This window comes from Chloroherpetonaceae bacterium, assembly GCA_033763895.1.
Classification (GTDB): Bacteria; Bacteroidota; Chlorobiia; order Chlorobiales; family Thermochlorobacteraceae; genus JANRJQ01.
The window spans coordinates 417,316-441,604 of record JANRJQ010000007.1; the positions used below are offsets into that span (position 1 = coordinate 417,316).

18 protein-coding genes and 4 tRNA genes are annotated in these 24,289 nt (G+C 41.2%); 3 read left to right on the top strand and 19 right to left on the bottom strand.

What is annotated here, in order from left to right:
- Nucleotides 1-140: 140 nt before the first annotated feature.
- Together SFU91_06860 and SFU91_06865 are read left to right on the top strand one after the other, a co-directional pair.
- Nucleotides 141-2,585, top strand: coding sequence for a PAS domain S-box protein (locus SFU91_06860; protein MDX2128742.1), 2,445 nt, complete (start codon nucleotides 141-143; stop codon nucleotides 2,583-2,585).
- Between the two features lie 2 nt (nucleotides 2,586-2,587).
- Entirely contained in the window at nucleotides 2,588-2,875 is a 288-nt protein-coding gene (locus SFU91_06865) for a EutN/CcmL family microcompartment protein (protein ID MDX2128743.1), read from the top strand.
- A gap of 62 nt (nucleotides 2,876-2,937) precedes the next feature.
- Here SFU91_06865 and SFU91_06870 read toward each other — a convergent pair whose 3' ends face one another.
- The 19 genes from SFU91_06870 to SFU91_06960 form a co-directional block, all read right to left on the bottom strand.
- Entirely contained in the window at nucleotides 2,938-3,261 is a 324-nt protein-coding gene (locus SFU91_06870) for a hypothetical protein (protein ID MDX2128744.1), read from the bottom strand.
- A gap of 103 nt (nucleotides 3,262-3,364) precedes the next feature.
- Nucleotides 3,365-4,003: a dCMP deaminase family protein gene (locus SFU91_06875; GenBank protein ID MDX2128745.1), complete on the bottom strand. Its 639-nt coding sequence runs from the start codon at nucleotides 4,001-4,003 to the stop codon at nucleotides 3,365-3,367.
- 74 nt (nucleotides 4,004-4,077) lie between these two features.
- Nucleotides 4,078-4,815 carry a DUF547 domain-containing protein gene (locus tag SFU91_06880; protein MDX2128746.1) on the bottom strand — a complete coding sequence of 246 codons (738 nt, stop codon included), beginning with the start codon at nucleotides 4,813-4,815 and terminating at the stop codon, nucleotides 4,078-4,080.
- Between the two features lie 13 nt (nucleotides 4,816-4,828).
- Nucleotides 4,829-6,277, bottom strand: coding sequence for an alpha-amylase family glycosyl hydrolase (locus SFU91_06885; GenBank protein MDX2128747.1), 1,449 nt, complete (start codon nucleotides 6,275-6,277; stop codon nucleotides 4,829-4,831).
- A 118-nt stretch (nucleotides 6,278-6,395) separates the two neighbouring features.
- The gene (locus SFU91_06890; GenBank protein MDX2128748.1) at nucleotides 6,396-8,126 is read right to left on the bottom strand and encodes a T9SS type A sorting domain-containing protein; all 1,731 of its coding nucleotides are present in this window, start codon (nucleotides 8,124-8,126) and stop codon (nucleotides 6,396-6,398) included.
- 42 nt (nucleotides 8,127-8,168) lie between these two features.
- Nucleotides 8,169-8,720 carry a hypothetical protein gene (locus SFU91_06895; protein MDX2128749.1) on the bottom strand — a complete coding sequence of 184 codons (552 nt, stop codon included), beginning with the start codon at nucleotides 8,718-8,720 and terminating at the stop codon, nucleotides 8,169-8,171.
- 84 nt (nucleotides 8,721-8,804) lie between these two features.
- Nucleotides 8,805-10,553 (bottom strand): T9SS type A sorting domain-containing protein, encoded by a 1,749-nt coding sequence (locus SFU91_06900; GenBank protein MDX2128750.1) that lies wholly within the window; start codon nucleotides 10,551-10,553, stop codon nucleotides 8,805-8,807.
- Nucleotides 10,554-10,595: 42 nt separating this feature from the next.
- Nucleotides 10,596-13,475, bottom strand: coding sequence for a TonB-dependent receptor (locus SFU91_06905; protein ID MDX2128751.1), 2,880 nt, complete (start codon nucleotides 13,473-13,475; stop codon nucleotides 10,596-10,598).
- Between the two features lie 221 nt (nucleotides 13,476-13,696).
- Nucleotides 13,697-15,151: a tRNA (N6-isopentenyl adenosine(37)-C2)-methylthiotransferase MiaB gene (gene miaB / locus SFU91_06910; GenBank protein MDX2128752.1), complete on the bottom strand. Its 1,455-nt coding sequence runs from the start codon at nucleotides 15,149-15,151 to the stop codon at nucleotides 13,697-13,699.
- A gap of 39 nt (nucleotides 15,152-15,190) precedes the next feature.
- Complete coding sequence (locus SFU91_06915; GenBank protein ID MDX2128753.1) at nucleotides 15,191-15,934, bottom strand: TIGR00266 family protein; 744 nt, start codon at nucleotides 15,932-15,934, stop codon at nucleotides 15,191-15,193.
- A gap of 30 nt (nucleotides 15,935-15,964) precedes the next feature.
- Nucleotides 15,965-16,525, bottom strand: coding sequence for a ribosome recycling factor (frr, locus tag SFU91_06920; GenBank protein ID MDX2128754.1), 561 nt, complete (start codon nucleotides 16,523-16,525; stop codon nucleotides 15,965-15,967).
- Between the two features lie 126 nt (nucleotides 16,526-16,651).
- Nucleotides 16,652-16,864: a 50S ribosomal protein L31 gene (rpmE, locus tag SFU91_06925; GenBank protein ID MDX2128755.1), complete on the bottom strand. Its 213-nt coding sequence runs from the start codon at nucleotides 16,862-16,864 to the stop codon at nucleotides 16,652-16,654.
- Between the two features lie 219 nt (nucleotides 16,865-17,083).
- A complete protein-coding gene (locus tag SFU91_06930; GenBank protein ID MDX2128756.1) occupies nucleotides 17,084-17,782 on the bottom strand; it encodes a flavin reductase family protein in 699 nt (232 codons plus the stop codon).
- 124 nt (nucleotides 17,783-17,906) lie between these two features.
- Nucleotides 17,907-17,993, bottom strand: a tRNA-Ser gene (locus SFU91_06935).
- Between the two features lie 57 nt (nucleotides 17,994-18,050).
- Nucleotides 18,051-18,123: transfer RNA gene (locus SFU91_06940), tRNA-Gly, on the bottom strand.
- Between the two features lie 94 nt (nucleotides 18,124-18,217).
- Nucleotides 18,218-18,293: transfer RNA gene (locus SFU91_06945), tRNA-Arg, on the bottom strand.
- 47 nt (nucleotides 18,294-18,340) lie between these two features.
- Nucleotides 18,341-20,173: a glutamine--fructose-6-phosphate transaminase (isomerizing) gene (gene glmS / locus SFU91_06950; protein MDX2128757.1), complete on the bottom strand. Its 1,833-nt coding sequence runs from the start codon at nucleotides 20,171-20,173 to the stop codon at nucleotides 18,341-18,343.
- Nucleotides 20,174-20,182: 9 nt separating this feature from the next.
- Complete coding sequence (gene pyrF, locus SFU91_06955; protein MDX2128758.1) at nucleotides 20,183-21,016, bottom strand: orotidine-5'-phosphate decarboxylase; 834 nt, start codon at nucleotides 21,014-21,016, stop codon at nucleotides 20,183-20,185.
- Nucleotides 21,017-21,084: 68 nt separating this feature from the next.
- A tRNA-Ile gene (locus SFU91_06960) sits at nucleotides 21,085-21,161 on the bottom strand.
- A gap of 206 nt (nucleotides 21,162-21,367) precedes the next feature.
- Here SFU91_06960 and polA point away from each other — a divergent pair.
- Nucleotides 21,368-24,247: a DNA polymerase I gene (gene polA / locus SFU91_06965; GenBank protein MDX2128759.1), complete on the top strand. Its 2,880-nt coding sequence runs from the start codon at nucleotides 21,368-21,370 to the stop codon at nucleotides 24,245-24,247.
- Nucleotides 24,248-24,289: the final 42 nt, after the last annotated feature.

Consider the following 24,289-nt stretch of genomic DNA (forward strand, 5'->3'; position numbering starts at 1 on the left):
AGCCTGCCTGAATAGCTTTTTTTCATTAAATTCCTTCATTAATGAGGAACTTACGGGTTGTGCTCAAATTTAAAGCCACTGAAGTAAATCACAGTTTTATTCAATTTGTGATTCTTACTTTTCAAAAAAAATACTTGCCAATGTCTTCGCGCATACTTCACTTTGAACCTGAAAAGTTTGATGCTCAACTAATCTTTATTGCATTACAAACCGAGCGTCTTCAAGCACAAAAAGAAATTTATGTTATTGATCATGTAACGACGCTTCCAGCATTTACAAAAGCTTTTGTGGAGTATGAGTATGATCTTATCTTAACTGAATACCAACTTCCTGATACATCTTCTGAAGGGCTAATTTCTACCATTCGCTCGAAAAACCCTGATTTACCGGTGATTTTTGTAACCTTAATTGAAGATCCTTCTTTAGCAAAAAAACTCATCTTAGCTGGCGCTTCCGATGTCATCTATAAATCTCACCGAGCTCACTTAGGCGGGGCAATCGAAGAAGCGCTGCAAAGAAAACCCATTTCAAGTCATTCAAAAAAAGCTGGAAAGAAAATTGTCATCGATGATATTGATGAGGATCATTTATCCGCTTCGAAAAGCGCCATCGCATCACCATTTCAAGAAGATGTTGCGTCTGATTCACACACATCTGATGAACTCTCATCGAGCGACAGTTCTGAATTTGAACGCTTAATTCGCAGTACAAAACCCGGTGCATTACCATTTGAAGAACCTCGAAAGGAAGCAAATGAAGAAACTCAACCGCTAGAAGATGAACAAGAAGAAGGAGAAATGACCGTTCGAAGCGGTTACGCTTCAAGGGATGAATTCAACCATTCTTTAAAAGTTAAAAATGATGATACTTTTCTAACCATCGTGTTGGAACAACTTCCTGATGCCATTGCCGTTCTTCAAGACGAACAAATTGTATTTTTCAATGCAACCTTCAAGAGACTCGTCTTAAAGCCCGAAGATTCGATTCGAGGATTAAATTTTGTGGAGGATTTTGTGACACTTCACGATGCAAAAAAACTCCGCGAAGTTTTGCGTCAATCAACCCAACAGAAAATTGAATTCACGCTCCGATCCGGGAAAAATAAAATTGCAGTAGCAGCTTTAATCACTCCAACGACATACGCCAATACGCCTTCAATGCTCTTGATTTTAGAAGATTTAACCGAGAAGAAGGCACAGGAGAAAGCGGCTCTCGAAAGAGAAGATCGATATCGGCAGCAGTTCGATACATTTAAGGAACGTCAAGAGCGATATCGCCTGACATTTGAATACAATCCTACACCGGCCATTTTAGAAATTGATGCGGAAACGGAAACCTTCCACCAACTAGATGACGGGAATCGCTCCGCTCTTCAATTTTTTGGTTTTGATAAATCAGAATTGCTCCCTCTAACCGTTATTGAACTCATTGCCGACGAACATCAAGAAAGTTTCTACTACGCGAGAACCACAGCTTTTAATGGTGAACCTGTTACCATTGAATCTGTCGTGAAAACGAAAGGTGCCGAGCTAAAACCCGTTACAGTAACGATGATTGTTGAGCAAGTTGAAAATAAAAAAGTGCTCATCTCATATTTTCAACCACAGACAATTTCAAATTCTTATTCGGGTGCCATTGATCTCTCTAAAGAAACCTTGCAACTTGACGAGGCAGATTCTTTTGACAATGACATCGCATTGTCCTCTTCACCTTCGCTACAAGAAGAAATTCGTACCCTTAAAGCAGATTTACAAAGCGAACGCCTTAGCTATGAGGAACTTGAAAAGTCTTTTGCTGAGAAAGAAATTTTTATTAAGTCAATTCAATCCGAACTAAGCTCAACCCTAAATTCAAATCGAAATCTTGAAGAAAACGCCGAGAGGTTCTATTCGATCCTTGACCGAATATCGGTTGCTGTCATTTGGGTTGATTTATCGGGCCAAATCTCATTTTGGAACAAAGCGGCTGAAGATTTTCATCAAGTTCCAAAATCTAAAGCCATTGGGTTCAGCTCGGAACGCATCATGAAATATCGTTATGCGTCGCTCTCAAAAAAGGAAGCCGCAAAGAAAAGTTTTGATACCGAGGGTAAATGGAAGGGCGAGGTCAGTTTTATCTCAGCCTCAGGCGAAGTCAAACATGCAATTCTTCAAGTTGAAAAGCAATTTAATACCCAAGGCGAGATGCAAGGCGTTGTCACTTTGCTGGAGGATTCAACAGTTAAAAAGCGCCAAGAAATTGACCAAGCGTTGCTTTCTGCGAAGTCCACTGCATTACAATCAAACCGGGCATTAACCGTCTTTGGAATTGATTTCAAAGGCGAAATCACTTTCTTAGAAGGCTCCGTGCTTAACCTGAACTTTTTTGGCGAAGCCGAGATTGGAAAGTCATCGTTCGAGATATTCAGAAAGCACCCCGAATTCATTGATTTTCTTAGCCGTGGGCTTTCAGGAGAAAAGATCAGCGACTATCTCGAAAATGGCGATTACTCAATTTCAGTCGCGCCCGTCTTTAATCAATCGGGGATTGCTATCGGCGCCGTATGCACCGTGGCTGCTTATTCTAAAATTTCAGCGGCCTTTTAAGTATGCTTTTATGCAAAGTTATTGGCAATACCGTCGCGACCAAAAAAGATGAAGAACTTCGAAAAGCAAAATTGCTTGTTGTTAAACCCATTGGTTTGAAAAGGGAGTTTCTAAAATCACCTGAATTCATCGCACTGGATACCTTAGGCGCGGGAATCGGAGATATGGTGCTCGTTGCTCAAGAAGGTGCTGTTGTAGAGCAAGTTTTCAAAAGTCCCAAAATGCCCGCAAATACAATTATTTTAGCGATAGTTGATGACTTTCAAATAGCAGAAAAAGCAAGCATTTAAACAGAAATCAAAAAAGCCGCGAACCGCGGCTTAAAATTTGATGCGGAAAAACGTAGAGAAGTTTACTTTTCAGTCCCTTCACTCAATTGCGCTTGAGGTTTTTCGCTCTTGACAATCGGAACAAATTTTCCATTTACAAGCTCTACCGGCACTTTTGCTATGACCTCCGCTAAATGCTTTTGAGCGGCAAATTGCTCTTTCTTTTTCGCTTCCAATTGCGATTGATCAAGCCCAACGACATTATCGCTCGTATCAAAAATTGGTGCAAATTTCTCATTATCGTGATCCAACTTGAATGAGGTGAATTTGTATAAACCATAAACCAACCCAAAAAAGATGGGTAGCGCAAAGGCATAAATAATTAGCCAAGAAAGTCCGCCTTCCATAGATTACTCCTTTTCTTCTGTTAATAAAACTACCTACAAGGTAATCACCCGAAGAGAGAATCGTCTTTGCTTTTTGTAAAACAGACGGCCGACTTGGACGAATTTAAATTATCGAATCTTGTAATGGGGGTGGTGAAACTTGGATGAGCTTTACTCCTGAAAGACGAATCAATTCTTCAATGTTGTGAATCTTATAAGGCTTATCGTAATAAATCCTTTTCACCCCAACATTAATTAGAACTTTCAGGCAATTCATACAAGGGCTTGCTGTGATATAAATATCAGAACCGTGAATTGAAGTACCATTTTTCGCCGCTTGAGCAATCGCATTAATTTCTGCATGAATCGTTCTCATACAATTCTCTTCTACGCTTCCATCGGGGTGAGTTGATTTGTAGATCAAGCATTTTGGCCCCTCGCAATGAGGCAATCCAGCCGGCGCACCATTATATCCCGTTGCTAAAATATTGTTGTCACGCACAAGCACAGCCCCGATTTGCGCGCGTTCACAGGTTGCTCGCTTTGAAATCAGATGCGCAACACTCATAAAGTAATCATTCCACCCGATGCGATTCGCCGTCTTCAATGGCGGATTCTCAATGTGATGTAGAGGCTCGGGCAATCGGTGATTTCCATTTTGCCAATCTTTCGTTGCGCCAACAAATCCAACTGTGATACCGCCACTTATACCTTTAGTTCTTTTTTCCTTTGACTTTGAAATCTTAAGTGTTCCTTTTTTCATTTCTTCCAAAACAAATTTCGTTTTTCAGCAATACTGCGCCTTAATTTCCCGAGCAACATTCTCATTCATTATTCTCATTTGACTTCATTTAGGCTCCAATCATAATCCATAAACTTTATCTCAACTGTTCCACTTTCAAGTATTTTTTGTTGTGATTGCGTGAGGTATGGTTTCAAGTAATCAAGTAACGCTTTCCCATTTTTCTTAAAATCATTGGCATACCAATCAAATATTGGGGACAGGTACAAAGTATTTTCTTCAAACTTAAATTGATTTTTTAGGGTATCACTTAAAAATATTTGGAGTTGATCATTTAATTGCTCTTTCAATCGCTCACCACGGTAGGCTTCAGGGCGAAGTATCGGGCAAGATTCCGATGCGCAATTCACAGCAAAGTGAATTTTTTCTTCCCCAAGTTCCTTCCTCAATATTTCATGCTCGATATAATCAAGCGAATAAACCTTACCACCAACTTTGCAAAACTCTTTCTTCCAAGGTCCTGAAACAAACCCGAAGATTGTGTTTCCAAGAAATGTGACATCGCGAATACTTTTTACAGGATAGTTATCAAGAATCAACTTAAGGGTATAAGCATTATAAGCATTGATCCAAAAAGCAATTTTTTCTTCCCTCGTTTTTAATTGGGTAAGATCGGCTTTTTCGAGTTGATTCAAATAATCCTTAAAAAGTGGTTCCTGCTTCAATCCTTTGTAATTGACCTTTCCATTCACAACATATTTTTTTAGAACGGCATCAAATATTGAGTGGTCAAATGAATTCGGTGCACCCGTAACCGAAATTGTAAGAAGCATAAATAAAATCATCTTAAGAAAGAATAAATATCAAAGCCTCGGCAGAGCGAATTCGAATCGTAATTCCACCTTCCCATAAGTCAAATTGAGGACTATTAAATCGCGAAGAACTCACAATTTCGATGTGTTCGTAATTGGTAACATTCTTAAAGGCATCGGTAAAGAAATGTACTTCAGCCGTTGAATCACCAAAGTTCGCGATTGTCATTGCCCTTCCGGTATTTGCGCCTGCAAGCCGTTCAAAGCCAAGGACTTGAGCCGATTGCCCTTGAAGCTCAAGCACTTTCAACTCACCCCTCACAAATGCCGGATTATCTAAAATCCTTAACAAATTTTCATAGTAAAATTCTGTGTCAGCATCGGTCGTTTCCTCCGGTGTTCGAATCAGTTGAACAGGCAATTTGATTCGCTTCCCTTCAAATTGTCCATCATGAAAGAGCCTTGCCCCGAGCGAGGTTGCCGCTATCGCACCCGCCGCTTTATTGAACACCCCAAATACAGAGGCGGCTCTCGGCTCATCATGATTTTCGATAAAGCGCACCAGCTTTTGTTGAAACACCTGTGATGCCTGCAAATGCTGCTTCAATCCACTGATATCGCGTGTCACCAAACGATCATAAAAGCGCTTGTCGTAGGTATAATCAAAGCCTAGCTGATGTAAGTTCCATTCGGTATCCCAATATGCTTCTGCGATAAATAAAAATTGAGGATGTGAACCTTTCACTTCTCGAATTGCTCTATCCCAAAATTCATTCTCCATCTCTCCGGCAATCCATCCCCAAGTTTGATTAAAAATTCTTTTGAGTTCAAGCATTGCCATATCACATCGAACACCATCACAAAGTGCGGCGATTTTTTTGAGCGTATCAATTATTGCAGCCTGCAAACCCTTATTCGCATAATTGAGTTGAAGCGTGTCTGTCCAAGCCGGAAAGTACGGGTCTTTCCCGTGTGCTAAATGATGGTGATCAATTGAGAAATATGACTCGGGAGAGGAATAAAATACTCTTTCTGAGGCTTGAATAAAAAACTCAGGATTTGTTGAAACCCAGTGATGATCAAGCGCAACATGATTTGGTACGAAATCAAGAATGAGTTTTAATCCATATTTATGCAGTCTGTCGCGAAATTTCAGCAGCGCATTTTTACCACCTAAAGAATCTGCCACTGAATAATCCTGAATGCAATAAGGAGAGCATACCACATCTTCCGGTTTTGGATCAGAAAGTGTTCGACGGTAATCAGTCCAAAGCCCCGGATGTTCAACCGCAACGCGCCTTCCGGGCTCACTTGGTTTCCAAACACCCATCAACCAAACCGCGTCAAATCGCGATTCCTTCCATTTCTGAAAAAATGAATCGGGGATATTTTCTAATGAGGTTGCTTTTCCATCAGCAATGAGGTTCTTTATCCAAACCCGAGTATTGATTTCGTAGATAATCGGGAATTTCTGTGCGTTCATTTTTCACTCCCACTTTCCTTCACGGCGAGAAGATAGCCGATATTAGGATTGAGCTTTGAGTAATGTCCTCTTCTCTATTTTCAAATTAGCCCCAAGAGAGAGACTTCCCAAATAAAATTTACTTCACCAAATTCATCTTGCGCGATTCGCTAACATCACCCACTTGCAAGCGATAGAAATATACACCGCTGCTAAGCTGTAACGCATTGAATTGCACGCTATAAGTACCGATTCCTTGGCGTCCATTGACGAGCGAAGCCACTTGTCTTCCTAACACATCATACACCTTCAAGCTCACCAATCCGGCTTGTGCTAAGCGATAGTTAATGGTTGTTGAAGGGTTGAATGGATTCGGATAGTTTTGTGAAAGCTCAAAGGATTGAACCGGATTCACCGCTTCTGCTCTCCCAACAACGGAAAGTGTTGTTGATGTGCGTGAAAAGTTAGTCCAACCGATGGTCCAATCACCTTCATTGTTTTGTGTAGAAAAACCAGCAGGAACTAACGGAGGTAATGCGCCCATATAAGTAGCACTTACATCAAAAAAACCATCATTCGGCGGAGTAGCACCATTTAAGGTTGCCGGGTTCTGCGGACGAAGATTCGGGCGAACACCATTTAGCGGTGTAACATAATTGAGGTTCACAAATTGCGGGTCGGCAACCACATTTCCTGCTGAAGCTGCATAAAGAGGGAAAAGTCCTGTGGTATCCCCATCACCCGTGGTTCTATTGGCTGAACGAATGGCAAAAATTGCTTTTGATCCATTTTGTGCAGAATCACTTACTGAAGTTCTGTTCTTAACAAAAAACATAGAATTGCTGACAGCAAGTGCAGAATCCGCTGAAGCGGGTGAATAAAGGTTATCACGAGTTCCGTCACCATCTACAACAACCCCTGCGGCACCGAAATTTGCGATGATGTGATTTCGATGCAATCCGCCTGTATTGGCACGAACATAAATACCGTCATTGATTTCATTATTGGCTTGTCGGATACCGGCACCAATCATCGTGACATTCCACGCAGCATATTTGTTATGTGGTTTTGCGCTGGTACCTGAACCATCATTGTTTGATTCATAACCACGATTTGCAAGTTTCTCATCTTGAACACCAACGACAAATTGGATTCGCCCGCGATATCCAAATTCCGTATCAATCATATCATCATCACAACCGGTCGCTACCAAATACTTCGCATCGACTGTACCCCCTGAAAATTCAAAGGCATCATCCGCGATAAAATATGATTGCAAATATTCAATTTTTGTTCGTGATCCTACAAAATTAAACTGAAACCCATTTGCTTCATTTCCTTGTCCCAAAAGACCACCACCCCACTCAACACGCATATATCGTATAGAACCACTGCTATCTTCATCAAATTGGCCACCCGTCATCCCGGGCTCATGAGTTTGTAAATTTACCCTATTTCCTCTTGCGATACCGTTGAGAATCACACCACCAATTTGACCTCGACCACCTCGTCCACCGGCGCTATCTGCTGCGCTGCTGGTGAAAATAACTGGCGCCGACGCCGTGCCTTCAACGATTAATATGCCACCTAAAGAAGGATTCGTTGCGTTTGTAGTGTCTATACTTCGAAGCGTTTGGATTGCAGCTTTTGAATTCGTTTGCCCAACTAATTTTGTGCCCGCTGGGATTTTTAGGGTAGCACCGGGATGAATATTGACAAAGCCGAAAATGTCATAAACCGTATCGGCACTTAAAGTCCTTATTCCTGAGGTGATATTACTTTGCAGCGTTGCCCTCGGTTGAGCATAGAGAGATCCTAATCCCACACTGAATAAAAGCCCAACAATGATATAAACCTTCTTTGAAATCATAAACAGAGAGAATTTATTGTTCAAAAAAGCCAACGATTTTCCTTATCGCTTCTCGGTGTAATTCAAAATCTTAAAGCGTTTGTTCATTTCAATGATAGCAACAATTTGCTTAATAATCACTTGATTCCCCTTTTCATCTCGGGCAATAACTTCAGGATAAAGATGGAGTTTAAATGTCCGGTATTCATCAGGTTTACCCTTCATTCGTAACCCCTCAAAAGTAAGTTTTTCTCCACCGTGGCTGCTAAGTGCCTTTAACATCCCCTTTGCGGAATTGAGAAAATGAAGTTCCCACGCCGATTCTGTTGGAATGTTATACTTCGGGTCGCTCGATTCGTTATCCGGCCAAAACCACTGTTTGAATTCTTTTGGAGAGAGGCTGATATTGAGCAGAGCCGTTGTGTCCCTTTTGTTTAAGGCAACTACAAAAATTTCTGCAATCTCCTCTGGCGTTGCACTTGAAAAAGATAAAACACGCTTTTTTATACTATCGGGTAATACTTCCCCTTTCTTAAAGGGCTTAATCAAATTCTGTGCAGAAAGGCTGCCTACAAAAAAACTGAATGCTAGAAAAAGAGATATGAGATGCTTCATAAGTAAAATGATAAAGATAAAAAAAGGGGCATCCCGAAAGATGCCCCACAATGAACAAATCAAGTCAACAACAATAAAAAAACATTACTTAACCAAATTCATCTTGCGTGACTCGCTGAATTCACCCACTTGCAAGCGATAGAAATATACACCGCTGCTGAGGTTCGAAGCATTGAATTGTACGCTGTATGTACCAACACCTTGGCGTCCATTGACGAGCGAAGCCACTTGTCTTCCTAAAACATCATACACCTTCAAGCTCACCAAACCGGCTTTTGCTAAACGGTAGTTGATGGTTGTTGAAGGGTTGAACGGATTCGGATAGTTTTGTGAAAGCTCAAAGGATTGAACAGGATTCACTGCTTCTGCTCTTCCACCAACTGAAAGGGCTGTGGTTTGTCTTGCAAAGTTAGACCAAGTTGCAGTCCAATCTCCAACGGTGCTTTGAGTTGAAAAACCGGTCGGAATTGACGGAGGAAGTGCACCCATAAAGGTCGCACCAACATCAAAGAATCCGTCATTCGGCGGAGTAGCTCCATTTAAGGTTGCCGGGTTTTGCGGACGAAGATTCGGGCGAACGCCGTTTAATGGATCGTTATAATTTACGCTAACAAATTGCGGATTTGCATTTACATTACCTGAAGAAGCAGCATAAATTGGAAACAAACCAGTTGTATCACCATCACCTGTTGTTCTATTGGCTGAACGGATTGCATAGATTGCCTTTACACCGTTATCAGTTGTTGAATCAGTTGTGCTTGTTCGGTTCTTCACAAAGAACATCGAATTTGTAATCGCAAGTGCAGAGTCTGCTGAAGCAGGTGCATAAAGGTTGTCACGAGCAGCATCACCATCAACGACAATACCAGCAGCACCAAAGTTTGCAATAATGTGATTTCTATGCAAGCCGCCAGTATTGGCACGGACATAAATACCGTCATTGATTTCATTGTTGGCTTGTCTGATACCGGCACCAATCATCGTGACATTCCAAGCAGCGTATTTGTTATGTGGCTTTGCGCTGGTTCCTGAACCATCATTATTCGATTCATAACCACGGTTGGCAAGATTTTTGTCTTGAACGACTACGACAAATTGAATGCGACCGCGATATCCGAATTCGGTATCAATTTGGTCGTCATCGCAACCGGTTGCAATTAAGTATTTGGCATCTGCTGTTCCGCCAAACCATTCAAAAGCATCATCAGCGATGAAATGCGCTTGCAAAAATTCAAGTTTGGTGCGTGAACCTGCGCCATTAAAGGTAAACCCATTTACTTCATTACCTTGAGAAATAACGGTTCCACCGTATTCAACACGCATATAGCGCAATGAGCCGCTGCTATCGGTATCAAATTGTCCACCACCGGGGCCGGTACCACCTTCACCGAAACGGGTACCGCCGGGGACGTTGTTTTTTGCAATACCATTTAAAATCACGCCACCAATTTGACCTCTTGCTCCTTTGCCGCCCGCGCTATCTGCTGCGCTGCTGGTGAAAACAACCGGTGCATTGGCTGTACCTTCAACAACAAGAATACCACCCAAAGTTGGGTTGGTCGTATTGGTTGTATCGTTGCTCCGAAGGGTCTGAAGCGAAGGACGGCTACCGGTAAGCCCAACAAGTTTTGTGCCGGCAGGAATGCGAAGTGTTGCTCCCGGAAAAACATTCACAAACCCGGTAACTTCATATACGGTATCGGCACTCAATGTTCTGAGACCCGAGGTGATATTTCCATTTAATGCAGCACGAGGTTGTGCATAAGCAACGCTGCTGACCATTAACGCCAGAACAAGCATTGCGAGGTTTTGTACTATATTTTTTTTCATCATTTTTGATAAGGATAAATTAGAAAGATAAAGAACAAGTAAATGTTACATGTTAAAAGACAAGGCGATACCGAAGGTTCGTCCTACAAAATACCGTTCAGCCCAAGCCTCACCGATTACAAATAAATAGCGGTCGTTTAAGATATTTTTTGCGCTGAATTTCACCGTTAAACTGTTGAAAAACTGTTGGCTGATGGAGATATCCACTTGATTTCTCGGCATTTCTTCGACATTATCGGTCAAATTCCGAACGCCGGTAAGTTGTGAAATTCTTCTTCCAAACACATTGTAAAGTAAAGAAGCATTAAATCCACTTTGCGGATCGCTGTAGGATAAATTGAGATTTACGACATAGGGCGATTGACCTTGTAAGGGGCGCTCTTTTTTTACTGCTTCAGGTGCTTGCGAAATCTGCTGACCTTGGGACTCGTTATACAACACCAATGTTTCAGGCGGCTTGATGGTGGATTGAACAATCGTTACATTTGCCCCCAAAGTCAACGGATCTAAGAAATCGGCGATAAAGTTTAATTTCTTTCTAAATTCAAACTCTGCTCCGTAATTTTTTGCCTCAATGGCATTAACAGTGGTAAAGAAAAGATTGGTACCAATATCATCTAAAACAATTCTTTCAAGAGGATTATTAAGATCTTTGTAGAAGAAACTAACCGCAACCATCTCACCAAACCCTTGAAAAAGCTCTGCTCTTAAGTCAAAATTTTGAATAGTGGTTTGAACAAGAAATGGATTACCAAGGGTTGAACTGATGTAATCATCAAACTGAAATGGCGCAATTTCACGCATTTCGGGTTGTGCAACCGTTTGACTGAATGAGGCTCTTAGATTAATTGATTCACCAATCGAATAAATTAAGTTTACGGATGGAAGGATATTGGTTTGATCAAAACCACCATTGACAGGAACCGGCTGAACAAATGAACCTCGAATTGCATTGGCCTCTAAAAAATTATTTTCAAATCGGATGCCCCCTACAAATTTCAGATTGGCAATAATGGGCAATTCAACCATAAAGTAACCCGCAGTCGTCTTCTCATTTGCGGTATAACTATCCGATGGGTTTGTATCATCTAAAAATTCAATATCACCATTTGCTACGCGTTCTGGAATAAAGAGAGCATCCGGCTGAACATTGATGATGTTTGAAAATCTAGCCGCTCTAAAAGAAAAACGTCTCGCGCTAAAATCTCTATCTTTTTGAGAGTACAGTCCTCCGACCTTTAGTTTTGATTTTAGCCCATCCCATTGTGTAAACGAAAAACTGATATTCCAAATAGCATCGAATTGCTTGTCATCCAAAAGTCCAAAGAATCGTTGATTTCTGAAATTTTGCATCGAAAAGAAGTTTTCTTCAATACTTCCCGAATAAAGTGATTCTCTGTTATCGGGTTCATCTCTTTTCGCCGTTGCATATTGAAACGTCCAATCAATTTCTGGTTGACCCAGTAAGTCAGTCACAAAATGATTTCCGGTCAGTTGAGTTGACGAGAGCTCACGAGTTACAAATCTTAATCTAGTAGAACGAACATCTTGTGAGGGGTCAAATAAATTATCCCGTCCAAAAGCAATTCTGGTTTCATCTTCTGCACTTCTATTGTAAGTGGCTTTGAGCCCCAATTTGTTATTATCAGAAAGTCGGAGATTGAAGTGCATAATACCACCAATGTTTACCGTAAACATTGAAATATCGGTATTGTAACGATACCTAAACTTTCCGATGTCTTCATCAAAATCAGGGTTAGGGAAAAAGAGACTGGTGTTTCTGTATGAAGCATCGTTATTGTAACTCAAACTCGCAATGAACCCTAAAGGAAAAAGACCGAGTTGATATTGATCGCCAACGGATAGATTGTAAGATTGATTTAGTCCATAGTTACCGCTTCTTGGTGAATAAACTCCATTATTGAACAATCTTAACACATCACCACGCGCATTACCCACAGTTGCACTCGATTTCAATTCATTGATTGAAGGCAATCCAGAGGGCAATGCTCTTAATCCATCGTCGAAGGCCAAAAAATCAGTACCGCTGCCGGGGTAATTCGGGCGTACTTGGAAATGAGTTAGCGTATTATAACCAACCGAAGAACCGACGCTTAATTGAAATTCATCCGGAAATTCTTTCGTCTTAATCTTCACCAAACCGCCGGCAAAGTTTCCGGGCTGATCGGGTAAAAAGGTTTTGATGGTTACCAAATTCTCAATGAGGCTCGAAGGAATAATATCAAAAGGCACGGTTTTCTTTTCAGGTTCGGGGCTTGGGATGTTCACACCGTTAAGTTGTGTAGAACTGTAGCGTTCACCCAAACCGCGAACATACACATATTTACCACCCATTACCGTTACACCGGTGATTCTTTTTGAAGCTTCGGCGGCGTCGGAATCGGGTGTTCTTTTCATCTGTTCAGCACTCACGCCATCTTGGACAGTCAACGCTTTTCGCTGTTGAGCGAGTAAAGCACCTTCCGTTGCACCAGAAACATCCGCTTGAACGACAATTTCCTCGGTGTTTACCGTCTCTGTGGCAAGCCTTATATCTTGGCGGTTCAAAACCCCCGCTTTAACCACAACCCCTTTTATAAGGCTTTGCTTATAACCAATATAAGAGACCTTTAAATCGTAGGTTCCTTCAGGAAGCATCAGGTTGAAAACACCATCCACATTGGTTTTACCTCCTGTGGTAGTACCAACGACGAGAACTGTCGCCCCAATCAGTTCTTCCCCATTATCTTTATCAGTTATTTTACCAGTAAGTTTTACTTTTTCTTGTGCACTCAAAGTTTGAAATGCAATGCACGCTGTGAGCAGTATAAGAATGATTTGGGGAAGAAGGGAGAAAGACGGTGTAAGGCTACTCTTTTGAGAAGAAATTTTATTTGAAATAAGGGAATTAGCTGTCAGATTCATAACGGTCGTTTGTTTCGATCAAAGAAGGAGCAAAAAGCTCGTCAAATTCTTTTATTCCAAGACGCCGCTAAGTTAGACTAACAATGTTACGAAACTGTTAACATGAGATTAAGGGGAAATTAAGATTCGCTGTTTAACGGAAAATAAAAAAAGGATTATCCCTCTATTTCAAAAAAAAAAAACAGAGATACGGTTTTTTAAGGCCTCTTTCCAAAGAGAGATCAAAATGTTATTCTTTTGCCTATTAAAGTCGCGGAGGTTGCTTCTTCAATTTTGACCTTGACATACTCCCAGAGTTGTTCACCGTTTGATTTTGGAAACACGACGACTCGGTTATCGTCTGCTCGCCCCATCCACATTTCTGAAGAGCGTTTGCTATTGCCTTCAATAAGAACGGTTTTGGTTTTGCCAATATCCTCTTTATAGTTTTGGGCAGATATCTTGTGTTGTAAAGAAACTATTTCTTCAAGGCGGCGCTGCTTGACTTCCGCTGGAATATCATCACGCATTTTTTTTGCCGCCGGCGTATTAGGTCGCTCAGAATAAATAAAGGTGAACGCATAATCGTATCGAACCGCTTCTAAAAGTGAAAGTGTTTCTTGGTGTTCTTCTTCTGTTTCTGAACAAAAACCTGTGATTAAGTCCGTTGAGAGAGCGCAATTCGGAATTTTAGTACGAATCATTTCAATTTTACGGAAGTAATCTTCCCTTGTATGATTTCGGTTCATGATATCAAGCATTCGTGTTGAACCCGATTGTACCGGCAAATGAATTGATTTACAGATATTTGGCCGGGAGGCAATGGTATCAATGAGTTCCTCTGAAATATCTTTTGGGTGTGATGTAGAAAAGCGAATTCTTATTGAATCATCCACCAAGCTTGCTTCATAAAGTAATCGCGCAAAAGACACGCCTCCGATTTCATCTTTATAAGAATTCACATTTTGACCTAAAAATGTAATCTCTTTGAAGCCTTCCTCAGAAAGCATTTTCACTTCGTCAAGTATTGAATCTGCGGCTCGGCTGCGTTCGCGCCCTCTTGTAAAAGGGACAACACAAAAAGAACACATGTTATCGCACCCGCGCATAATTGAGAGAAAGGCACTCTTCCCTTGGCGCCGAATAGGCGTGATATCAGAATAAGTTTCTTCCAATGAAAGAAATACATTGGCTGCTTTCTGGCCGGATTCAGCAATTTCAATCAACTGAGGTAAAGAGCGATAAGCATCGGGACCTGCAATTAAATCAACGATTTTTTCTTCTTCAAACAAGCGCTGCTTCATTCGCTCTGCCATACAGCCCAAGACCCCAACAATTAATTTTGGGTTTTTCTTTTTGATTCCTCTGAGCTTATCCAACCGGTGATGAATTTTTTGCTCTGCATTATCACGAATTGCGCAGGTATTTAAAAATATTATATCTGCATCATGTTCAGAATCAGTAAGCCCAAAACCATCTTTGCGCAAAACTGACGCGACAATTTCGGAATCCGAGAAATTCATCTGGCAACCGTAAGTTTCAACATAGACTTTCCCGCGGATCGGTTCAATTCGATCTCGCTTAGAAATGCCAACAAATGTTTCTTCCCCTGATACTGATTTTTCTTTTGTATCCTCAAGAAGATTGACCGAATCAAGCATTTCGATACTGTCTTTGCTCCCCTTATGTTCCATCATGATGCTTATCCTTAAAACAAATTTCTTGAAATCGTAAGATTATTCTCTTCCCAAAAGATTGCCAATACCTAATCCGCCTTCGTCACGGCCGCCGTAAGAAGCCGAGAGAACTCGATTTGCCAATCGTGAAAAAGGCAAACTTTGAAGATAGACCAAGCCGGGACCGGTTACTTGTGCAAAGAATAGGCCTTCGCCACCAAAGAGAGCGTTTTTAAACCCACCAACGAATTTGATATCATAATCGACCGAAGGCGACATCCCAACAAGACAGCCCGTATCAACGCGGAGTGTTTCACCTGCCTGCAATTGTCTTTCCAGAATGGTTCCGCCTGCATGAATAAAAGCCAGACCATCTCCGGTTAAGCGTTGAAGAATAAATCCCTCGCCGCCGAAAATTCCGGTTCCGATTTTCTTTGTAAATGCGACTGTGATATCTACGCCAGCAGCAGCACAAAGAAAGCCGTCTTTTTGGCAAATGAATTCGCCGCCTACTTTCGCCAAATCAATCGGGATGATTTTTCCGGGGTAGGGTGCAGCAAAAGCGACCTTTTGTTTTCCTCTCCCTTGGTTTAAGAACGTTGTGATAAAGAAACTATCTCCCGAAAGCATTCTTTTAAATCCTGCAAAAAGTCCACCCCCAGTGGAAGTTTGCATTTCGATTCCGCTTTCCATAAAAAGCATTGCCCCAACTTCGGCACGAACACCTTCTTGGGGGTCAAGCTCAATTTCGACGACTTGCATATCGTCGCCATACAATTTGAAATCAATCACATCTGCGGGCATAACTCTTTCTGTTTTTTTGGTTGATAATGATTAAACTTCCATTAATTCCTTTTCTTTTTTCTGAACACTTTCATCAATCAATTTTTCATACTTTTGAGTCAAAGCATCGGCATCTTTTTTTCCTCGGTTTTTATCGTCCTCGGTAATCTGTTTATCCTTTTCTAACTTTTCAACAGATTGAATGGCATCTCGTCGAATATTTCTCAGGGCGACTTTCCCTTCTTCGGCGTGTTTCTTCACCATTTTGACATAATCTTTACGACGCTCTTCAGTTAAAGGTGGGATCGGAATCCGCATGACTTGACCTTCAGTAACCGGATTAAATCCTAAGTTAGCATCGCGTATTGCTTTTTCTACGGCTTGCATTAGTGAACGATCCCAAACTTGGACACTTAAGGTTTTATTATCAACGACAGAAACATTTGCAACTTGTTTCAAAGGTGAAATCTGACCATAAGACTCTACTCTTACTCCGTCCAAGAGTGCTGTGCTTGCTTTACCGGTTCTGATCGTGGCAAGCTCATGTTGGAGACTCTCCAACGTTTTTTTCATTTTTTGGTCTGCACCACTCAAAGTTTCTTTTAATGACATACTTGATAGATTATTGTATTGGTTTAAAATGAAAACCGCCCAAATATACTCCTACAGTCGTATAATTGGGCAATTCTCAAAACTTCATCATAATGCCACGAAAGGACATTATTTAACAAAATTGCCTTAGGCGGTTGCTTTTTTAGCAAATCGCTTGTTATACCGATCTACTCGACCTGCGGTATCAACCAAAACCTGTCGGCCGGTATAAAAAGGATGGCAATTGTTGCAAATATCAACTTTCAGAGCCGGTTCGGTGGAGCGGCTTACAAAATGATTTCCACAATTAGCACATGTGACTTCGGTGCGGATATAAGTTGGATGCGTATTTTCTTTCATTGTTCTAAATATATAATTGATTAATAAATTGGTTTCTCACCAAAGAGAATAGAATATCTTTTGAAGTAGTTTCTCACTGATTGTGACAACGAATCCCTTAAAAAACCTTCCCACTAACTCACATAGTTCAAATAGTTCTTCTCAAAGGGGTGCAAATTTATGATACACGATTAAATTTTCCTAACAACTTCCCAAAATCTCCCTAACTCATTCTCCATTTCAAAGTTTGATTTCCGGCCTTTTTAATTCAAAGGTGTTTTCTACACAGCAATACCGATTTCCTCCCATCGCGCCAATCACCTTTAATTCATTTTGATTAATTTTTCCATCTTCGGTGAAAAGTGATTCTCGAACATGCACATGTAAAACTTTACCGATGATTAGCGTCACCTCTTCTGTCAGCGGCATCAGCGAAATGAGTTTGCACTCCATCTGAACCGGAGAGGATTCAATGCGAGGCGCTTTGACAATCAATGATTTCACGGTTTGTATTCCAAGAAATTCTAGTTCACTGATTTCTGGTGGAAAGTTAAACGCGGTTGCATTCATTGGATCGGCTAAGGTTTCATCGACCATATTGACCACAAAGTCTTGTGCCCATTCAATATTTCGAAGGGTATCCTTTTTCTTTCCTTTTGGCGAAATAATTGAAAAAGCAATAAACATTGGTTGAGCATTCAGCGCGGTAAAAAAACTAAAAGGTGCGGCGTTGGTGAGTCCTTCTTCGCCAACGGTAGAAACAAACGCAATTGGTCTTGGGACAATTGTAGAGATCAGAAGTTGATAGGCTTCTCTGGCTGAGAGCGCCTCAGTTGAAAAATCGCGCATTCCCCCCTTTTCATGAAGATGAGGCACGTTTTCAAATGATATGCCCGGAGGCGGAAGTGGATTATTAGAGGAACGTTCGGGCTGATTCATAAAACTCCTTTTGATAGATTGATATAGATTGATTTTGGTTTTGCAAAAGAAGTTATTACAGGGGAAGAAAGAATCAAAACTTTACTTTAGAGAATAAAAAAACCTGCCCTAAGGCAGGTTCAAGCGGAGAGAGAGGGATTCGAACCCTCGATACAGTTGCCCGCATATCGGTTTTCGAGACCGACCGATTCAACCACTCTCGCATCTCTCCGAAAAAAATGGTTGTTAAAAGCAAAAAGCCTCTAACTGAGGCCTAATGCTTACTGCGAGCGAGAGACGAGATTCGAACTCGCGACCCTCACCTTGGCAAGGTGATGCTCTACCAGCTGAGCTACTCTCGCAAACTTTGGTTAAAAAACCGGTCAAAGAACAAATCAAATGGGTTGCAAATATAAAAGCCTGAATTATTCTATGCAAACCTTTTTGAAAAATTTGTGCCCTCGATAGGATTCGAACCTACGACCAACAGTTTAGGAAACTGCTGCTCTATCCATATCTGAGCTACGAGGGCAATTCGACCTTATACTGGAAAACAGGTAAATGAAAATTTTCAATGGCTTATTCCACAGTCACAGATTTTGCAAGGTTTCTTGGCTGATCGACATCACAGCCGCGCATTACTGCAATGTGATAGGCTAACAGTTGCAACGGTAAGACCGTTAGTAACGGCAACAATTGATCTTTCGTTTCAGGAATTCGTATTACGAATTCAGCAATCTTTTGAATTTCATTATCACCATCGGTGGCAATTGCAATAACCCTACCCTTTCGGCTTCGAACCTCTTCGATATTGCTGACGATTTTATGATAGCCGGCATCGCGGGTTGCAATAAACACTACCGGCATATTTTCATCAATCAAAGCAATTGGCCCGTGTTTCATTTCGGCCGCAGGGTAGCCTTCTGCGTGGATGTAAGAAATTTCTTTCAGTTTCAAAGCACCTTCAAGTGCTACGGGGAAATTAAATCCGCGACCTAAATAAAGAAAGTTTTTTGCGTCCTTAAAGAGCGCTGCAAGTTTTTCGATTTCCTTATCCTGCTCAAGAATTTTACGAAGTTTATCGGGTAAAACCTTTAGCTCATCAATCAGCACCTTAAGTTCTGCATCAGAAATGGTTCTTCGTTTTGCAAGCCCTAAAGCGAGTAAAGTTAAAACAGTGATTTGAGCTGTGAATGCTTTTGTTGACGCCACACCGATTTCCGGCCCGGCATGTGTATAAATCCCGCAATCTGTTTCGCGAGCAATGGTTGAACCGACTACATTACAAATTCCCAAAACCAATGCCCCTCGAGATTTTGCTTCTCTTGCGGCAGCGAGCGTATCAGCTGTTTCGCCGGATTGAGAAATCACGATAACTACATCATCTCCATTGATAATCGGGTTTCTGTAGCGAAATTCAGAGGCATATTCGACTTCAACCGGAATTCGGGCAAATTCTTCGATTAGGTATTCACCGACTAAGCCTGCATGCCAACTTGTTCCGCAGGCGCAAATAAGAATTCGCTTTGCATTTCGAAGGCGCTCGAGATGTTGACCAATTCCCCCTAACTTGATGCCCGCTTCATCCCATAAAACACGACCGCGCATTGAGTTTTCAATCACTTCCGGCTGCTCAAATATTTCTTTGAGCATAAAGTGTGCATAACCTGCTTTTTCAATTTCAGTAAGAGAAAAATTCAATTCATCAATTTGCTTTGGTAATTGAATATTCTCGGTATTTTTTACCGTATAGCCGTCACGAGAAATAACGGCCATTTCATGATCGGCTAAATAAATTACGCGGCGGGTATGACCAACAATGGGAGAGGCATCTGAACCCACAAAGTATTCCCCATCGCCGATTCCTAAAATCAGTGGGCTTCCATTTCTTCCGACAATAATCTTATCGGGTTCACGAGACGAGATAACGCAAATGCCATAAGTACCAACCACTTGCCGAAGCGCAAAGCGAACTGCCGTTTCGAAATCGCATTTTGTATTGTCCCAAATTTCTTCAATTAAATGTACCAAGACTTCCGTATCGGTTTGGCCGAGAAAAGTATGACCTTTACGAGTGAGTTCAGTTCGAATTGAGGCATAGTTTTCAATAATGCCGTTGTGAATCAGAGCGATGTCACCTTTAGAATTGAAATGCGGATGAGCATTGGTATCGTTTGGAACGCCGTGTGTTGCCCATCGCGTATGACCGATTCCAATGGTGGCGGCTTTCATTGAATCTGGAACTGACTGCTCCATTTCAAGCACCTTTCCCTTTTTCTTATGAATTTCGAGCTGAGGGTTAAGAGTTGCGAGACCGGCGGAGTCATAACCGCGATACTCCAATCTTTTTAAGCCTTCGATAAGAATTGGTACGGCTTTTTTTGAACCGATATAAGCGACAATTCCACACATAAGTTTTTTTTATTTCGAATTGATAAACCTCGCCATTGTTGAATGATATTCTCTTGCTTTTTCAATAACAGCGTTAAGATAAGCCTCTCTTGACAAATAATTTCCTTCAGGGTATAGAATCGCTCTTCCGATATTAATCAAAGCAGGAGCTGATTTTTCGCCCAACCCTAAAGTGATTGCTTCTTCAAGGTCACCACCTTGGGCACCTACACCCGGAATAAGGATTGGTGCCATTTGTTCCAATCTTCTGATCTCGTTAAGTTGATCGGGTTTCGTTGCGCCTACCACAAGTCCTAAATTCCCATTATGATTCCATTTCTTGACTTTATCCAACACCTCCAGATAAAGTTGTTTTCCGGAACTCAGATGTTGTTCTTCAAAATCTTTAGAACCGAGATTTGATGTTAAACAGAGAACAAAAGTGAGTTTCTTTTCGAATTGAGCAAACGGAAGAATTGAATCTTCTCCCATATAGGGCGGTACAGTAATGGCATCAAAATTCCAATGATTAAAGTATGCCTCGGCATAAAGTCTGCTAGTATTTCCAATATCCGCCCTTTTGATATCCGCAATTGAAAAAAGGGAATCGCCCCATAAATTCATAATTTTTTTCAGTTGCTGTAAGCCGGCGATTCCTTCGGCCTCGAAAAAGGCGAAATTCGGTTTAATTGCTGAAATAAATGGGTGAAGGGATGATAAAATGTCGTTGCAAAATTCAAAAATTGGCTCAGGTGACTTTTGGTAAAAAAGGGGCATTTTTTTGATTTCAGGGTCTAAACCAAGGCAGATTAGGGATTCTTTTAAGGCAATGAGCCTATTTAGTTTCTCAACCGATGATTCCACGATATAAAATTTTGCGTTCTTCTAACTTTCGGGAAAAAGTGAAAAAGAGAAATTTCATGACAGGGGTTTGGTGGGACTTGAAGGACTTGAACCTTCGACCAATCGATTATGAGTCGACTGCTCTGACCAACTGAGCTAAAGTCCCATTTCTTGCTTAAGCCACAATTGAATAAGCTATTCAATCTTGAAAAAATCATATATTGACCAAAACTTTATTCAACGGCAAAAAACAGAACTGCAAATATACAACCTGAAATTATTCTAGCATCGCTTTGTTTGTTTTTTTTGCGATGAGATTTCATGTTTCCATACCAATGTTTTGTTCGGTTCATTGCCAAAATTTTACCGACAATGACAACCTCGCTCTTTGATTCTTTTGAAGATGCGCTTCCAACTTCAAAAGAACTTGGTTTAACCAACTTAAATAATAAGCCCACCTCAGAATCAGAAGAAACGCCCAAACTTTTTTTACTTGATGGGATGGCTTTGGTTTACAGAGCCTATTTTGCTTTAATGCCAATGCAAATGAAAACCAAGTCTGGAATTCCTACCGGGGCGGCTTATGGTTTTATGACGACGCTCCTAAAAATTCTAGAGCAATATCAACCTGAGTATTTGCTTGTTGCATTCGATACCCGCGAAAAGACTTTTCGTCACGAGCGATTTCCGGCCTATAAAGCCAATCGTCCTGCCCCACCCGAAGATTTAACCCAACAGTTGCCCTATATTTTTTCCTTGGTTGAATCATATGGAATAAAGCTCATTATGCAACCGGGCTTTGAGGCTGATGATATAATGGGTTCACTCGCCATAAAATTTCAGAACGATTGTGAAATTTTTTTAGTAACGCCGGATAAAGACTTTTCTCAATTAGTGAATTCAAAGATTAAGATTTTGAAACCGAGTCGCGAAGATGATTCTTTTGACCTTTACTCACGTCGAGAAATTCACGAGCGATACGGGGTATACCCTGAACAGTTTATCGATATGCTCACCTTAATGGGTGACTCATCGGATAATGTTCCGGGCGCAGAAGGTGTAGGCCCTAAAACAGCTGCAGGAATCATTAATGAATTTGGCTCATTAGAAAACTTATTTAATAACATTCATCAACTTAAAAAACCGAAGGTCAAGTCGAATATACTCGCCGCACAAACGAAACTAACACTCTCCAAGTTCTTAGTGACCATTAAAACCGATATGGATTTGGCTATCAGCTTAAGCGAAATGAAACCCACCTCACCCCAAAACGAAAAATTTTTCTCATTGCTCCAAGAATTAGAATTCAAGAGTTTTATCAATCGATTTAAACATCTTTCTCCCGTTACGCTTCCATCTGTTCCGGATGCGATTGATGAGGCACTTGAACGGGATGAACCACCGGTTTTGAACGGCGGTGGGGTTTCAGCACCGGTATTGATTCAACCACATACGCTTGGCACTTATCATTTAATTCAAACCAAAGCCGAGTTACATCAACTCGTACTTTCGCTCGGTGAAGTAAGCGAATTTTGTATTGATACCGAAACCACAGAGCTTGATGAATTGAATGCCAAACTTGTGGCGGTTTCCATTTCTTACAAAGAGCATGAATCGTTTGTGATTGATTGCCTTCGTGGCGAATTGACGGATATCGAAGTCGTTTCGGCTCTCAAGCCGATACTTCAAAATCATACGATCCGAAAAATTGCTCAAAATGGAAAGTATGATGCGATGGTTTTGAATAAATATGGTATTGAACCCAATTGGGTTGGGTTTGATACGATGCTTGGTCATTACATCCTTGACCCCGATAAAGCTCACAATATGGATGATATGGCAGCCGAATATTTTGGTTATAAAACCATCTTGTATAAAGAGTTGGTTGGTGAAGGAAAATCTGAAAAACTGATCAGTTCGGTACCCATTGAATCGCTGGTTCAATACTCCGGTCAAGACGCAGATGTCACTTTGCAATTGGCGCATGTAATCGAAGCGAAACTGAAAGAATCGCCAAAGCTCTTTGAAGTTACGATGGAAATCGAAGTGCCATTGGTCAATGTTCTTTCTAAAATGGAACTTGCAGGCGTTTGTATCGATAAGGTCATGCTTGCAAAACTTTCCGAAACCCTTTCAAAAGAGATTGACTATGCAGCAGCCGATATTTATAGGGCTTGCGGCGGGGAGCAATTCAATATTGATTCACCAAAGCAACTTGCTGAGGTTCTATTTGAACGCCTTAAACTCCCTCCTAAAAAGCGCACGAAAACGGGTTACTCGACCGATGTACGGGTGTTAGAGGAACTTGCGGCAGAATTTCCGGTGGCTGAAAAGATTTTGGAGTATCGGAGTTTACAAAAGCTTCGTTCAACTTATGTTGAGTCGCTTCCAACGCTTATTCATCCAAAAACAGGAAGGCTTCACACTTCATTTAATCAAACGGTAGCATCCACCGGCAGGCTTTCTTCTTCGAGCCCAAACCTACAAAACATCCCGATTCGAACTGAAATCGGCCGCGAAATCAGACGGGCGTTTATTCCGCATCATCCAGAGCACTTGCTTCTTTCTGCCGATTACTCACAAATTGAGTTGAGAATTGCCGCTGAAGTTTCGGAGGATGAAACGATGCGTAAAGCTTTTCAGACCGGTGAAGATATTCACACGCGAACCGCTCAGTTGGTTTTTGGGGTTCAAGAAGTAACGAAGGATATGCGAAGAAAGGCTAAAGAGGTGAACTTTGGTGTTCTTTACGGCATTCAGCCTTTTGGTTTAGCTCAGAGGCTTGACATTCCTCAATCCGAAGCAAAAGAAATTATCGATTCTTATAAGAGCAAGTATCCAAAGCTCTTTTCATTTCTAAAAACAATTATCGAAGAAGCCCGAACGAAAGGTTATGTCGAGACTCTGAGAGGGCGACGTCGTTACATTGCTGATCTTGCAAGCAAAAACTTTTCCATTCGCAATGGGGCTGAAAGGGCTGCGATCAATATGCCAATTCAAGGAACAGCAGCCGATATGATCAAACTCGCGATGATTTATGTCGATCGAGAGATTGAAAAGCGAAAACTCAGTTCAGTAATGATTCTTCAAGTTCATGATGAATTGCTCTTCAATCTTATTCCTTTAGAGGAAGCGGAAATGAGGGAATTGATTTCGCAAAGCATGAAGAAAGCAGCGATCGATGCAGGAATGAAACATGTTCCTGCCTTGGTTGAAATGGGCACCGGAAAGAATTGGTTGGAAGCTCACTAAGATTTCTTTTCAAACTTGAATTCGTTTTTTGATTTCTTCAAA